The organism is Cnuibacter sp. UC19_7 (assembly GCF_042699995.1).
Lineage (GTDB): Bacteria > Actinomycetota > Actinomycetes > Actinomycetales > Microbacteriaceae > Cnuibacter.
The window spans coordinates 2,871,360-2,886,012 of sequence record NZ_CP170560.1 but is presented as its reverse complement, the minus strand read 5'-3'; the positions used below and the strand labels follow the sequence as shown (position 1 = coordinate 2,886,012).

12 protein-coding genes and 2 pseudogenes are annotated in these 14,653 nt (G+C 70.5%); 5 read left to right on the top strand and 9 right to left on the bottom strand.

The window, feature by feature from the left end:
* Positions 1-460: 460 nt before the first annotated feature.
* Positions 461-1,339 (bottom strand): alpha/beta fold hydrolase, encoded by an 879-nt coding sequence (locus tag ACFJGV_RS13760; RefSeq protein WP_378144553.1) that lies wholly within the window; start codon positions 1,337-1,339, stop codon positions 461-463.
* A 134-nt stretch (positions 1,340-1,473) separates the two neighbouring features.
* On the opposite strand from ACFJGV_RS13760, the gene ACFJGV_RS13755 reads away from it, so the two are divergent.
* The 5 genes and pseudogenes from ACFJGV_RS13755 to ACFJGV_RS13735 all read left to right on the top strand — a co-directional run bounded on the left by ACFJGV_RS13755 (position 1,474) and on the right by ACFJGV_RS13735 (position 4,559).
* Positions 1,474-2,235, top strand: a complete 762-nt coding sequence (locus ACFJGV_RS13755; RefSeq protein WP_378144552.1) for an SDR family NAD(P)-dependent oxidoreductase — start codon at positions 1,474-1,476, stop codon at positions 2,233-2,235.
* A 41-nt stretch (positions 2,236-2,276) separates the two neighbouring features.
* Positions 2,277-2,609, top strand: a pseudogene (locus tag ACFJGV_RS13750) (VOC family protein); the annotation flags it as partial.
* A 75-nt stretch (positions 2,610-2,684) separates the two neighbouring features.
* Positions 2,685-2,978: pseudogene (locus tag ACFJGV_RS13745) on the top strand (putative quinol monooxygenase); the annotation flags it as partial.
* A 492-nt stretch (positions 2,979-3,470) separates the two neighbouring features.
* Positions 3,471-3,674 (top strand): cold-shock protein, encoded by a 204-nt coding sequence (locus ACFJGV_RS13740; RefSeq protein WP_378144551.1) that lies wholly within the window; start codon positions 3,471-3,473, stop codon positions 3,672-3,674.
* Between the two features lie 90 nt (positions 3,675-3,764).
* Positions 3,765-4,559 (top strand): hypothetical protein, encoded by a 795-nt coding sequence (locus ACFJGV_RS13735; RefSeq protein ID WP_378144550.1) that lies wholly within the window; start codon positions 3,765-3,767, stop codon positions 4,557-4,559.
* Here ACFJGV_RS13735 and ACFJGV_RS13730 read toward each other — a convergent pair.
* The 8 genes from ACFJGV_RS13730 to ACFJGV_RS13695 all read right to left on the bottom strand — a co-directional run bounded on the left by ACFJGV_RS13730 (position 4,543) and on the right by ACFJGV_RS13695 (position 14,599).
* Complete coding sequence (locus tag ACFJGV_RS13730) at positions 4,543-5,388, bottom strand: transglutaminase N-terminal domain-containing protein (protein WP_378144549.1); 846 nt, start codon at positions 5,386-5,388, stop codon at positions 4,543-4,545. The two genes, ACFJGV_RS13735 and ACFJGV_RS13730, sit on opposite strands and share 17 nt — an antisense overlap.
* Positions 5,385-6,314, bottom strand: a complete 930-nt coding sequence (locus ACFJGV_RS13725; protein WP_378148730.1) for an alpha-E domain-containing protein — start codon at positions 6,312-6,314, stop codon at positions 5,385-5,387. Before ACFJGV_RS13725 ends, ACFJGV_RS13730 begins: the two co-directional genes overlap by 4 nt.
* Positions 6,315-6,319: 5 nt before the next feature.
* Positions 6,320-8,044 carry a circularly permuted type 2 ATP-grasp protein gene (locus ACFJGV_RS13720; protein ID WP_378144548.1) on the bottom strand — a complete coding sequence of 575 codons (1,725 nt, stop codon included), beginning with the start codon at positions 8,042-8,044 and terminating at the stop codon, positions 6,320-6,322.
* Between the two features lie 36 nt (positions 8,045-8,080).
* Positions 8,081-9,016, bottom strand: a complete 936-nt coding sequence (locus tag ACFJGV_RS13715; RefSeq protein ID WP_378144547.1) for a hypothetical protein — start codon at positions 9,014-9,016, stop codon at positions 8,081-8,083.
* Between the two features lie 291 nt (positions 9,017-9,307).
* Positions 9,308-11,368 carry a glycoside hydrolase family 2 protein gene (locus ACFJGV_RS13710; RefSeq protein WP_378144546.1) on the bottom strand — a complete coding sequence of 687 codons (2,061 nt, stop codon included), beginning with the start codon at positions 11,366-11,368 and terminating at the stop codon, positions 9,308-9,310.
* A gap of 31 nt (positions 11,369-11,399) precedes the next feature.
* The gene (locus ACFJGV_RS13705) at positions 11,400-12,305 is read right to left on the bottom strand and encodes a carbohydrate ABC transporter permease (protein ID WP_378144545.1); all 906 of its coding nucleotides are present in this window, start codon (positions 12,303-12,305) and stop codon (positions 11,400-11,402) included.
* Between the two features lie 3 nt (positions 12,306-12,308).
* A complete protein-coding gene (locus ACFJGV_RS13700; RefSeq protein ID WP_378144544.1) occupies positions 12,309-13,229 on the bottom strand; it encodes a carbohydrate ABC transporter permease in 921 nt (306 codons plus the stop codon).
* A complete protein-coding gene (locus ACFJGV_RS13695) occupies positions 13,226-14,599 on the bottom strand; it encodes an ABC transporter substrate-binding protein (RefSeq protein WP_378144543.1) in 1,374 nt (457 codons plus the stop codon). The genes ACFJGV_RS13700 and ACFJGV_RS13695 overlap by 4 nt, the downstream gene beginning before the upstream one ends.
* Between the last annotated feature and the right edge of the window lie 54 nt (positions 14,600-14,653).

Sequence of the window (14,653 nt, the reverse complement as noted above, 5' to 3'; positions counted from 1 at the left end):
GTGGCCGTCGCGGGCGGGACGAGGTGCGGGTTCCGTCCACTCAGCCCCACGGCGAGGCCCTCACCGCCCCCCTACTCACGCCAGGCGGACGCAACCCGCGCTGCCACCCGCGCCGAGAGCCACCTCAGCCACCGTCGGCCGCCCCCTCGTCCGCCGCGCCCCTCCCGTCGGGGCGGCCGCTGCGCGCTACCGCGGGCGGCGAGTGATGCGGGTTCCGTACGCCCAGCCCCACGGCGAGGCCCCACGGCCCCGCGAGAGCGCACGGCGGACGCAACCCGCACCACGCCCACGCCCACGCCCACCCAGGCACACCACCCGCGTCGGCGCGGGCTCCGGTTTCGCGGCCTCTGTGGCGTTTCGCCGGGTCATTGGCCCCGCGAAACGTCAGAACGGCCGCGAAAACGGCAGCACCCGCGCCACCGCGGGCCCCGCCACCACTGGCCCGCGCGGCGGAGGCAGGTCACTCCTCGGGGGCGAACCTCGCGTCGAGCCAGGAGACCACACGGGCGACGACCTCGGCGCGGTTGAGCTCGTTGAAGACCTCGTGGCGCGCCTCGGGGTACACCTCGAGCTCGACGTCGGTGAGACCGGAGCGGCGGCGGTACGCGTCCGCCAGGCGCTCCGCGCTGCGGCGCCCGCCGAGGATGTCGTCGTCGCCGACCACGATGAGCACGGGGACGTCCTTCGCGAGCCTCCGCGCCGGTCGGCCGAACAGCCTCAGCCCGTCGCGGATGCCGAACAGCGCCCGCACCTCCGCGGGGAACATGAGCGGATCGGACGCCGCCCGCTGCTGCGCCGCCTCGTCGCGGCTGAGCCACTCGTAGCCGTGGCCCGAGCCCTTGCCGCTCGGCCGGTGCCGCCGTGAGAGATCGCCGCCGTCCATGTGGCCCGGCATCCGATACGCCGTGCCCGTCAGCACGACACCCGAGTAGTGCAGCAGCGCCGGCGAGTTGACCAGCCGCTGCACCATCAGCGAGCCCCAGCTGTGGCCGAGCAGCACGACCGGCACTCCGGGATGCTCGCGCTGCACCAGCATCGTGAGCTGCCGGATGTCGTCCACGGTCGCGCGCAGACCTCCCGGACCGAGACGCCCGAGCTTCGATCGGTCGCCTCCGTACTGCTCGAGTCCCGTGGCGCCGTGGCCGCGCTGGTCGGGCGCGTAGACGCTGTAGCCGGCGGCGACGAGGTCGTCCATCAGCGGCTGGTAGCGCAGCGCGTGCTCACCGAGCCCGTGCTGGATCTGCACCACCGCCTTCGGTCGCTCGGTCAGCCTGCCGTAGTAGGTGATCGGCACCCCGAGCTCGTCGACGAATCGATCGGTGAAGCTGGCCTCGCGCATGGGCCCATTCTGTCGCGCCGACTGCATTACGGGCGTGTAAAACGTGGAGCGCGGAGACCTGACGGCGGACTCCCCGCTGACATCCTGGTGCGACGGGACGGTCGAGCGATCGGTCCGGCGAGCGAGGAGGGCGCGTGGGCGCGAGCGACGAGGTGGTCACCAGGCGGTTCGGGGGGCGGAAGGTCGTGGTCACCGGCGCCGCGCGCGGCATCGGCGCGACGATCGCGGCGCGCTTCGCCCAGGAGGGCGCCGACGTCGTCGTGCTCGACCTCCTGCGAGAGCCCGGCGCCGCCCACGCGGAGTCCATCGGCGCCCGGTTCGTGCAGGCCGACCTCACCGACCCCGCGGGCGCCCCCGCCGCGATGGCCGAGGCGATCGAGGCGCTCGGCGGCGTCGACGTTCTCGTCAACAACGCGGGCATCCTCCGGTTCGGGTCGGTGCTCGAGACCACCCCGGAGCAGTGGGACGAGGTGTTCGCCATCAACACCCGGTCCATACTCCTCACCACCCAGATCGCCGCCCGCGCGATGATCGACGCGGGCCGAGGGGGCGCGATCATCAACCTCGCGTCGATGGCGGGCAAGGCCGGCGGCGCCGGCCAGGTCGCCTACGCCGCCTCGAAGTCGGCCGTCATCGCCCTGACCAGGGTGACCGCGCTCGAGCTGGGCGAGCACCGGATCCGGGCGAACGCCCTCTGCCCCGGATACGTGCTCACCGACATGGGCGCCGCGACCCGCACGCAGGAGCAGGTCGACCTCTGGTCGAGCTACTCGCCGCTCGGGCGACTCGGCACCCCGGATGACGTGGCGGGCCTGGCCCTGTTCCTCGCCTCGGATGACGGCGCCTATCTCACCGGGCAGGCCGTCAACGTCACGGGCGGGATGATCATGCACTGACCGCGCGGCGGTCTGTCGCCGGGTCGCGGTAGCGTCGGGGCATGACGTCGCGCATCCGGAACATCACCGTCGACTCCGTCTCCGCACCGGAGGTCGCCGGCTTCTGGCAGGAGGTCACCGGCTACCACCTCGACTCCGAGCCCGGTGAGCCCGAGGCGGCGCTGCTCGCGCCCGACGGGTCGGCGACGCTGCTCTTCATCGACGTGCCCGAGCCGAAGACGGTCAAGAACCGCGTGCACGTCGACATCCAGCCCACCGACCGCACGCGCGACGAGGAGGTCGAGCGCCTCACCGCCCTCGGGGCGACCCAGGTCGCCGACCACCGGCGCCCCGACGGAACGGGGTGGGTCGTCATGAGCGACCCCGAGGGCAACGAGTTCTGCGTCGAGCGCAGCGCGGCCGAGCGCGGCTACGCCGGCCCCCGCGAGGGCGCGGCGCCCACGCCCGCCTTCGCGAACGTCGGCACTCTCACCGCCCAGCCCGGTCGCCGCGATGAGGTGGTCGCCATGCTCACGCGATCGTCCGACGAGCTGCGCCGCGCCGGTTGCCTGCTCTACGAGGTGGGCACGAATGATGAGCAGCCCGACACCGTCTTCGTCGCCGAGCTGTGGACGAGCGCCGAGGCGCACCGGGCCTCGCTGCAGCTCCCCAGCGTGCAGGCGGCCATCGCCGAGGCGATGCCGCTCCTCACGGGCGAGTTCGGCGGCTTCCGCTTCGACGTCTCGGGCTCCCCGCTCCGCTGACCCACGTCGCGTCTCGCGTCGTTCAGAATGCACTCTTTCGGGTTCCCGCGGCCATGTCGTACACTGGAACGTGTCTGGTGGTGCGATCTCCGATGGATCGCCGTTCCGCCACCGACAGGCAGCGTCCGCCACCGAAGAGGGCCGCGGACCCCAGAAGGCATCATCATCACCCTCACCGACCATCCACTGGCCGCGCGAATCCATTGGCGCCAGGCGGACGACGACGTGCACGTCGCGACCCTCCTCGAGGAGTTCGCCGGCTACGCCGTCTCCTTCGGCCCGGGCTTCGCTCTGTTCGACTCCCACGGCGTGTCCGCGGGCTCCACGGCGACCCTCCATGAGGCGTCCGCCCTGCTCGAGAACCGCCCCGCCCCCTCCCTCGGGACATGCTTCACCGCCGATACGGCGCATGTCCCGCCACGATCTCGGCGACCACGTCGCCGAACTCGGTCTCGCATTCGTGAGGCCGGCCGCAGAAAGAAGGAAGAATCCATGACCATCGGAACCGTGAAGTGGTTCAACTCCGAGAAGGGCTACGGATTCATCCAGCCCGACGACGGGACCGCCGACGTGTTCGCGCACTACAGCGCGATCCAGGGCAGCGGCTACCGCGGCCTCGAGGAGAACCAGAAGGTGGAGTTCGACACCGAGCAGGGCCCCAAGGGTCCGCAGGCCGCGAACATCCGCGTCCTCTGACGCACCTCCGCGACGCCCTCCCGCACGGCCCATCAGGGTCGGTCGGGAGGGCGTCGTCGCGTCGGCCGCTCGCGTGGGCATGATGGGCGCATGACGACGTCCCTTCCCGCTCCGCCCTCGCGCGATCCGGATGTCCACGACGACTTCGCCGCCGGGCCCGATCCCGCCCTCTGGATCCCGAGCTACCTCGAGCACTGGACGGCTCCCGACCGCGCCGCCGCGCGTTGGTCGGCCTCTCCGGAGGGTCTGATCCTGCGGATCGACGCCGACCAGCCCGACTGGCGGCCGGAGGATGCGCCGTTGCGCGTCTCGAACCTCCAGACCGGGTCGTTCAGCGGGCCGCTCGGCTCCTCGCGCGGCATGCACCGCCACCGGCCCGACGGGCTCGCCGTCCGCACGCCCGCCCCTGCGCGCCTGCTCTGGGTGCCCCGATCAGGCCGCGTCGACGTGACCCTGAGCGCCAGCCGCGATCCCGGATGCATGGTCGCCGCGTGGCTCGTCGGCACCGAGCACGAGGACCCGGCCGACAGCGGTGAGGTGTGCCTCGTCGAGATCGACTCCCGTCCCGACTCGTCGGGCTGGAGCGCCCGTATGGGCGTCAAGGCGCACGGGGACGGCCGGCTGACCACCGACATGCGGGAGATCGCGCTCCAGGTCGACGCGAGCGAGCCGCACACCTGGACCGCGGTGTGGGGCGACGACGAGACGATCCTCGGGTGCGACGGCGTCGAGCTCCGCCGCATCGCGCAGGCACCCGACTACCCGATGGCGCTCATGATCGACCTGTTCGAGATCGGCGAGCCGGGCGGGCGCTACCCGAAGACCGCGCTCGTGCACTCCGTCAGAGGATGGACCGGAGAGCTCCGACTCACGCCTCGCGGGTGATCTCCACCGTCACGAACAGCTGCGATCCGAACGGCCCCGCGTACACGCCCCGCAACGGCGCGACGTCGTTGTAGTCGCGGCCGCGGCCCACCACGACGTGGCGATCCCCGATGTCGATGAGGTTGGTCGGGTCGAAGCCGCGCCAGTCGCCGCAGAACCACTCGACCCACGCGTGCGACTCGCCGACGACCGTCTCGCCGATCGCCGCATCCGGCTTCGGGTGCAGGTACCCCGACACGTACCGAGCCGGGATGCCCACCGAGCGCAGTGCGCCGAGGGCGATGTGCGTGATGTCCTGGCAGACGCCGCGCTTGTCGATCCAGGCGTCCTTGGCCGTCGACGTGACGGCCGTCACGCCCTGGACGTACTCCATCCGCTTGCCGATCTCGGTGCAGATCTCGAGCGCCGCGTCGCACGGGCTCGCGTGCGTCGCCGCGATCGCCTCGGCGAGCTCGTGCACCTCGCCGGCGGGCTCGGTGAAGCGGGTCTGCTCGGAGTGCTCGACGAAGACGGTGGCCGTGCCGACGACGTCGGCGAGGAGCTCCCAGTCGACCGGATGCGGCTCGTGCGCCCTCGGCCGCACCTCGACCAGGCTCGTGGCCGAGAGCGTCAGTTCGCGATGCGGGGTGAGCACGTCGAATGCGCTCACCCGGGTGCCCCAGTAGTCGGTGTAGGCGTGGTAGGACGACACCGGCGCGATGTCGAGGTGGGAGTGCAGCACGAACTGGCCGTCGCTCGAGGCGGGCAGCATCCGCGCCTCGTTGTACGACGCCTGTACCTCGCCCTCGTAGCGGTAGCCCGTCTTGTGGTGGATCCTGAGTCGTCTCATGCGCTCTCTCCGATCCAGCTCGGGGCCGCCCCGGTCGGGAAGTAGCGCTGGCGGACGGCCTCGCTCGCCGCGCTCGTCGCATCCTGCACGCTGTCCATGTGGTGGTGGAGATCCTGCAGGATGTCGGTGATCGGGGTGTACTCCAGCTCGCTGCGAATCTGTCCGAGCAGACGCTGAGCGCTGTCGCTCACGCCCACCCGCTCGCTGCGGGGGCCGAGGTCACGGAGGCACTGCTCGGCGCGGGTGACGCTGTAGAGGATGGAGCGCGGGAACAAGCGGTCGAGCAGCAGGAACTCGGCCGCGTTGCGCGCGCTCGGCACGCCGCGGTACGTGCGGAGGTAGGCCTCGTACGCGCCGCAGGAGCGGAGGATCGTCGTCCACGACGGTCCGCTCGCCTCGGTGAGGCTGCGGGTGGCCAGCAGCCGCGCGGTCATGTCGGCGCGCTCGATGCTGCGGCCGAGGGTGAAGAACTGCCACGCCTCGTCGCGGCTGGCCGACGACTCGACGATGCCCACGGCGAGCGCCGCCCGCTCGCGCACCCAGCCGAAGAACTCGTGCGTCTTCTCGCTCGCGATGCGTCGCGGCATCCGGGCCCTCGTGGTGTTGAGGCACTCCCACAGCTCGGTCGAGACGATCTCACGCGCCCGGCGGGCGTTCTCGCGGGCGGCGCCGAGCGAGTACGCGATGCTCGCCGGATGCGTGCGGTCGACGGCGAGGATCGAGAGCACGTCGGCGCGGGTGAGGTCGTGGTCGGCCGGCACCTCGCTGCCCATCACCGAGAGCAGGGAGCGACAGGCGAGATCCTCCTCGACCCACGGATCCTCGAGAAGCAGCTGCAGGTGCACGTCGAGGATGCGGGCCGTGCCGTCGCTGCGCTCGATGTAGCGCCCGATCCAGAACAGCGACTCCGCGATGCGGCTGAGCATGGCCATCACGCGCCCTCCTGCCCTTTCTCCCCGTTTCGCCATGCCTTTGGCGTTTCGCCATCCGCATGCGCATGGCGAAGCTCCAGGGGTGTGGCGGAACGGGCCTGCTGCTGCTGTTGCTGCTGGTCGCTGTGCGGGCGGTCCTCGGGGTTGTGGTCGACGTCGTGCCCGATGATCGGGATCGCCTGCGTGACCGCGGCCTGCTCGGCGACGAGGCCCTGGATGTCGTGGTCGCGCGCGGGGCTGAGGAAGTCGGGCTCGGGGCCCACCACCCAGGTGTCCTTCGAGCCGCCGCCCTGCGAGCTGTTGACCACGAGCTGCCCCTCGGGGAGCGCGACGCGGGTGAGCCCGCCGGGCAGCACCCAGATGTCGTCGCCGTCGTTCACCGCGAACGGGCGGAGGTCGGCGTGGCGCGGGCGCATCCCGTCCTCGACGAGGGTGGGGATGGTCGAGAGCTGCACCACGGGCTGCGCGATCCAGCCGCGGGGGTCGGCGATGAGGCGCTTCCGCAGGGTGTCGAGCTCCTTGGCCGAGGCATCCGGCCCCACCACGAGGCCCTTGCCGCCCGAGCCGTCGACGGGCTTCACGACGAGCTCGTCGAGCCGGTCGAGCACTTCCTCGAGCGCGCCCGGATCCTCGAGCCGCCAGGTGTCGACGTTCGGGAGGATCGGGTCCTCGCCCAGGTAGTAGCGGATGAGGTCGGGCATGTACGTGTAGACGAGCTTGTCGTCGGCGACGCCGTTGCCCACCGCGTTCGCGATCGTCACGTTGCCGAGGCGCGCCGCGAGCAGGAGGCCCGGGGATCCGAGCATCGAGTCGGCCCGGAACTGGAGCGGGTCGATGAAGTCGTCGTCGACCCGGCGGTAGATCACGTCGACGCGGGTCGGACCGGCCGTGGTGCGCATCCACACCCGGCCGCCGGAGCAGAACAGGTCGCGCCCCTCGACGAGCTCGACGCCCATCAGGCGAGCGAGCAGGGTGTGCTCGAAGTAGGCCGAGTTGTAGACGCCCGGGGTGAGCACCACGACGGTCGGGTCGTCGACGTTCTTCGGGGCGGAGGCGCGCAGCGCCTGGAGCAGCTTGTTCGGGTAGTCGCCCACGGGCCGCACCCGCATCGACACGAAGAGCTCGGGCAGCGTCTGCGCCATCACGCGGCGGTTCGAGATGACATAGCTCACGCCGCTGGGCACTCGCACGTTGTCCTCGAGCACGCGCCAGGCGCCGTTCTCGTCGCGGATGAGGTCGATGCCCGACACCTGGATCCGCACGTTGTTCGGCGACACGATCCCCGCCGCCTGGCGGTGGAAGTGCGTCGAGCTCGAGATCAGTCCGGCCGGGATCACGCGGTCGCGCACGGCGCGCTGCTCGCTGTAGACGTCGGCGAGGAACGCCTCGAGCGCCTTGACGCGCTGCCTGATGCCCGACTCGACGTCGACCCACTCGGACTGCTCGATCACCCGCGGCACCGCGTCGAGCGGGAAGGGCCGCTCCTCGCCGGCGAAGTCGAACGTCACGCCCTGGGCGAGGTAGCTCGAGGCGAGCGCATCGGTGCGACCGCGCAGCTCCTCCTGCGTCATCTGCGCGAGCGCGTTGTAGATGTCGCGGTAGGCGGCGCGCGCCTCGACCGGATCGTTCGACTTCGGCTCGGGGAACATCTCGTCGAACGGATGGGCGCCCTTGCGGTGTCGCGTCAGCAGCGTGACGCCGTAGCCGTCGAACAGGTCAACCATGGCCACACCCTACTGCGCCCCTGTTGCGGCGGTGTTTCAGCGAGCGACCGCGGCCGCGAGCACCCCGCCGGCGCCGGAGGCGCGCGGGAGGGCGAGCTCGAGCACTCCGTCGCCCCGGGCGATCCGCACCGTGTCGAGGCCCTCGTAGATCGGATGCTCCGCCACCTCGACGGCGGCGCCCGATCCGCGGAACACCACCGTGTGCGCCATCGAGAGGTCGTCGCCCGATCGGCGCTGGGTCCACGCGCGGCGGTGGATGAGGTGGACCTCGCGCGGCGACACGCCCCCGATCATCGCGCTTCCCATCGTGGGACGCAGACGGTAGAAGAGCCCGACGACCCCGTCGTCGAACGGGCGGAGCACCACCGACGGATGCGCGGCTGCGAGCACGAGGCCGGGTACCTCACCCTGCAGCGCGGCCCAGGCGCCGAAGAGGCCGTAGTCGCGTTTCGCGTGCGGCAGCTCGACCCGGCCGAGTTCGGCGGGCTCTCGTAGGTCCGCGGGTGCGTCGGCCGGCTCTCGTGCGTCCGCGGGCTCCCGGCCGGACGCGTCGAGGATGAGCATCCGCATCCGGGCCACGAGCGCCCTGATCCGGTCGTGCGACGCCGCGTTGTACCGCACCATGAGCGGCGCGCCGAGCGAGGTGTGCAGCTCGAGCCGCCCGTCGAGGAGGTGCACCGAGTCGACGAGCGCGAACACCTCATCGAGCCTCACCGATCGCGTGGTGAAGCGATCGCCGTCGCGCGAGAGCAGGGTGAGCATCCCCTCGGCGAGGATGACCAGCCCGTCGTAGAGGTGCATCGCCGGGGTGGCGTTGCGGCGCTCGATGTCGCGCGGGATCTTGAGCACGAGATCGGTGTGCGCGAAGTCGATCGGATGCGCGCGGTACAGCCGCGGCACGTCCTGCGGCCGAGTCACCTCGTCGACCCAGGGCCCGAACGCGTCGTACTCGCTGACGTCGGCGTGGGCCATGTCCGCCACTCTCCCACCTCGCCGCGGCAGATGAGCTCACCTGCGACGCCATCACCTGAAGAAAGGGGTGCGCCCCGCGGCATTGGGGGGAAGCCTGCGGGGCGCGATCACGCGGTCTGTGGGGGGACAGGACCCGCGTGCATCTCCTACCGTAGTGGTCCGGGCCCGATCCGCCACACGGGTGCCCACACTCGAAGCCGCCACCCAGGTTGGGGTCCATCCCCTCCGCCATTCCCCGCAGCTCGTCGCCTGACAGGGAGGCGAGTCGTCATTTCGGAGACTCTCGAGTCCTCAATTCGGAGAGCCCTGCGATCCCGCGAGCGAGGCGGGGGTGGGGCGGGCGCCGCGGCGGTTCGGCTGCTCCACCGGGGCCGCGTCGACGAAGGTTCGGGCCGAGGCCGCACCCTCCAGCCACAGGTGCAGGCGGGCCGGCCCGCCCGGCGCCGGAATGCGCAGCTGCACCGCATCCGACAGCCGGAACGGCGACACCGCCACCGGGGCCGACCGCACGACGGATGCGGCGGGCGGCGCCGCGAGCGAGCCCGCCGGGGCCCAGGCCGCGCAGACCACTGCGTCGAGGAGCTCCGATCCGACGTGCGAGACGTGCACCGCGAGCGCCGTCTCGCCCGCGGGCACCTCGATGTCGGCGCCCGCCTGGCGCGGAACGAGGTCGACCACCAGCACAGTGTCGGCATTGGCCCAGGCCGGGTCGAGGCCGCCCCAGTCCTTCGGACGGCGCTGCGCGTCGAGCAGGCCGGCCATCTCGTGCTCCACGTCGGCGAGCTCGGTGTACACGTAGCCGGCGAAGCGGTCGTGTCGTCTGATCTCCTGAGTCTGCCACCTCACGTGCCAGGCGCGCTCCAGGCTGGTGAAGCCCGCACCGAACTCGCTGTTGAGGATCGGGACGCCGCGCCGTGGGAACTCGACCGATCCGTAGAAGTGCTTGTCGACGACGAAGCCGTCGCCGAGGTTGACCTCGAAGGCCTCGACGGACCCGTCGGCGAGCGAGGTGAGGTTCGCCGCCCACCGGGTGGGGTCGACGTCGTAGTAGTGCCAGTCGACGAGGTCGGAGCGCACGTGCGACCAACCGGAGTTCTCGACGATGGGGCGACTGTCGTCGAGCGTCCGCATCGCCTCGTAGGCGTGAACGGCGGCCGCGGCGCGATCCTCGTCGCCCGGGATGTCCCAGTCGAGACCCCATTCCTCGTTGTAGAGGCCCCAGATCACGATCGACGGATGGTTGCCGTCGCGACGCACGAGCTCGGGCAGCTGCGCCTCGAAGGCGGCGGCCGCGTCGGGCGACCACCGGCTCGGGCAGGCCGGCTCGGCCCAGACCAGCATGCCCATCCGGTCGGCCTCGTGCAGCCAGCGGGGCTCCTCGAACTTGAGGTGCTTGCGCACCAGGGTGAAGCCCAGCTCACGCGCCAGATCGAGGTCGCGCAGGAGCGCGGCGTCGTCGGGTGCGGTCAACCCCGTCTCGGGCCAGTACCCCTGGTCGAGCACGCCGCGGATGTAGATCCGCTCCCCGTTCAGGTGGATCTCCTCCCCCACCGTCTCGATACGGCGGAGCCCTGCCGTCGCGTCGACGACGTCGGTCGCGTCACCCTCCCCCACCTGCAGTCGCACGGTGTACAGATGGGGTGCTGCGGGTGACCAGAGCTGCGGATCGGGAACCTCTAGCCGACCGGAGAAGGCGCCGTCCACATCCGCGGTCATCGTCAGTTCGACCCCGTCGACCACCGCCGAGACGACCGCACCGGCCGGCTCGTCGCCGACGAGGAGCCCGGAGACGTCGAAGCCCGTCAGCGAGTCACCGCGCAGGTGCGCATGGGCGACGTAGGTGCGACCCCGGCCCTCCAGCCAGACCGACTGCCAGATGCCCGAGGTCGGCGTGAAGGCGACCGCGTCGTAGTCGTCGCGCGGGATGGAGCGCTGCTTGCCGTGCGGGACCGAGCGTTTGTCGGCGGGCGCCTCGACCTCGACCTCGAGCACGGCGGCGACCCCGGGCACGAGATGGTCGGTGACGTCGAACTCGAACGAGGTGTAGCCGCCCTCGTGCATCCCGACGATCGCGTTGTCGATCGAGATCCGGGCGAGGTGGTGCACGGCCCCGAAGGAGAGCACGAGACGACGCCCCGACCACTCGGCCGGCACGACCACCTCACGGCGGTAGACCCCGTGCTCGAGCCAGGTGCGGGCCACGCCGGACGCCGGCGTCTCCCACGCGAAGGGCACGGTGATGCGGGTGTCGAGGCCGTCGCGGGTGGCGAAGTCCCACTCGCCGTTGAGGCTCAGCCACTGCGCGGAGCGGTTGAAGTCGGGGCGCGGGTACTCGGGCTTCGGGAGGGACATCGAGGAGGGACCTTTCGAGAGGGTGGACATGTCAGCCCTTGACGCTTCCGGCGAGGATGCCGTTGATGAAGTGCTTCTGCAGCACGATGAAGAGGATGAGGAGGGGCACGAGGGCGAGGGAGCTGGCCGCCAGCAGCTCCCCCGTGACCGTGGCGTAGTCGGCGCCGATCTTGTTGCCCGTGATGTTCTGCGCCAGCGTGGAGAGCACCACCTGGAGCGTGGACATCGTGCTCGAGCTGGCGACGACGACCGGCCAGACGAAGTCGTTGTAGATGTTCATGATCGTCAGCACCGCGAGGCCGGCCAGCCCGGGTCGGATGACCGGCACGACCACCCGCCAGAAGATCCCGAACTCGCCGCAGCCGTCCATCCGGGCGGCGTCGAGCAGTTCGTCGGGCACCGCCGAGATGACCTGACGCATCCAGAAGATCGCGAACGCGTCGACCGAGCCGGGCAGGATCAGCGCCTGGTAGGTGTTCACCCAGCCGAGCTGCTTCATCTCGAGCAGCAACGGGATGATGAGCACGATCGTCGGCAGCATCAGCGTGACCAGCACCGCGCCGAAGATGACGTTCTTGCCGCGGAAGTCGTACTTCGCGAAGGCGTAGCCCGCCAGCGGGGCGAAGAACAGCGTGATGCCGCCCTTGAGCACGAGGACGATCGCAGTGTTGAGGAACCCTGCTCCGATCGGGACGTCGGCGAACATCCCCTCGAAGTTGTCGAGCGTGAACTGCGACGGATCGAAGCCGAGCGGATCGCGGATGATATCGGCTGCCGGCTTGAACGCCGAGACCAGCGCCCACGCCACCGGCGCGAGAAAGGCGAGCGTCAGCAGGCCGAGGAAGAGGTTCTGCACGACCAGCGGACGGGACCGCCGCGGGCGGGACGGACGGCGGAGCGGACCGCGGCGCGGCTCATCGAGGGCGGATGCGGTCATCGGTCAGTCCTTCGGTCGCAGGAAGCGGACGAACAGCAGGGACAGCGCCATCACGAGGATGACGAGCAGGAAGGAGTTCGCGGCCCCGGTGCCGAGGTCGGCCCGGGTGATGTGGTTGTAGAGGTACAGACCCGCCGTGGTCGTCGATCCGTAGGGGCCGCCCTTCGTCACGACGAAGGGCTCGGCGAACATCTGGAACACGGCGAGCGTCTGCAGCACCACCGCGAACATCAGCGTGCGCCGGAGCAACGGCACCGTGATGCTCCACAGCTGCCGCACACGCCCGGCGCCGTCGAGCGACGCCGCCTCATAGACATCCGAGTCGATCGACTGCAGCCCCGACAGCACGATGATGATGATGAAGCCGCTCGTCTTCCACAGGAACAGGAGCGCGAGCGTGGGCTTCGCCCACTCGCTCGTGACCAGCCACCCGACGTCCGGAAGACCCAGCAGACCGAGCACGCCGTTGACCGCGCCGTAGTCCTGGTCGAACAGCACGATCCAGATCTGCGCCACGGCGACGAGCGGAGTGACGAACGGGACGATGAAGGCGACCCGGTAGAAGCCGCGGAGTCGCAGCTTCGCGTTGTCGAGCAGCACCGCCACGATCACGGCCAGCACCATCTGCACCGGCACGATGAGCAGCCAGAGCACGGCCGAGTTGCCGAGCGAGCTCCAGAATCCCTCGTTGGTGAGCAGATACGTGTAGTTGCCGAAGCCGACCCACTCGGCCGCTCCGGACCCGCTCCAGTTCGTGAAGCTCAGGCGCAGCGTGAAGATCAGCGGGTAGATGCTGAAGGCCACGAAGACGGCGACGAACGGGAGCACGAACAGGTACGGCGCCAGCGCCCGCCGCAGGCGGTAGCCGCCCCGGGCCCTCCGCTGCGTGCGGAGGACCCGGGAGGCGGAGGCGGTGGCTGTCACTGCCGATCGATCAGGTTGGTCTGGATGTCGGAGGACGACTGCTCGATCACCTGCTCCGGGGTGAGCGATCCGTCGAGCATCTTCTGGATGTCGTTGCCCAGGTAGTCGACCGCTCCCGACCACCACGACGGGATCGGCGCCCCTCCCGGGATCTCGGCGCCGGCCTGGGTCGCGGTCTTCCAGAGGTCCTGGCCACCCATGGCCTCGATGGGCTGGAAGAGCGGCTTCGAGGGGTCTGCGGCAGGCAGGTACGCGGGGATCGACGTGTTGAGACCGCCCGGGTAGACCTCGTTGGGTCCGTAGACCGCGGTGTATCCGGCCTCGTCGTACATCAGGAACTGGTAGAAGAGCCACGCGAGACCGGAGTTCTTCCCGTCCTTCGGCAGCACGAACGACGAGCCGCCCATCGCGCCGCTGCGCGCGCCACCCTCCTGCCACGCCGGCAGGGGCATCGCGCGCCAGTCGCCCTTGGTCGCGGTGAGCTGCTGCTGGGGCGCGAAGTCGAACCAGATCGCCCACGGGTAGAACACCTCGTCGGAGGAGTCGAGCGCGCCGATGTCACTGGGGCTGAGGTACTCGGCCCGCGTGCCCAGACCCTGCTGCTGCACCTGGTCGAGCCAGCCGAGGATCTGCTTGTACTCGGGTGAGTCCAGCCGCAGCTTCCCGTCCGCATCCGCGAGGCTCGTGCCCATCTGGCTGGCGAACATCTCGAGCTGGAGCTGGCCGAGGAAGGCGCTCTGCTCGAGGTGGATCGGCTTCGAGCCGGGCTTGTACTGCTGGTACTCCTGCGCCGCGGCCAGGAGGTCGTCGTAGGTCTGGATCGAGTCGGGATCGATGCCGGCGGCCTGGAGCGCCGTCGCGTTGTAGAACAGCAGGCCCGGGTCGAGGTCGAAGGGCACGCCGTAGATGCCGCCGTCCACCGTGTTGACGTCGACCTTCTGCGGCGCGATGTCGGCCGTGTACGGTGCGAGCACGTCGCTGAGGTTCCAGAGATAGTCGGAGAAGCCGCCCACCTTCGCGTCGTCGAGGAAGACCCCGTCCGGCACGTCGGTGCCGGTGATCAGCGCGTTCTGCAACTTCGCGTCGATGTCGATCGCCTCGTGATGGACGACGATGTCCGGGTACTTCTCGTTGAAGTCGGCGATCGCGGCGTCGAACACGTTGAACAGATCGCCGGAGCGATCCCAGATGGTGATCTCGCCGCTCGGCGAGTCCTCCGACGGCGCCTGCAGCGTGTCGCTGGCAGCGCTGGGGCTGCCGCTGCCGATGTCGGGTCCGCATCCGCTGAGGGCGACGGCTGCGGCGCCCACGATTCCGATGGTCGCCAGGCGGATCGCCGTGACTCGCCCTCGGGACGACTGGGTTCTCATGACACTCCTTCGTGCTGACGACGACTTTTGCCATCGTGAGCAAAACCGTATCGC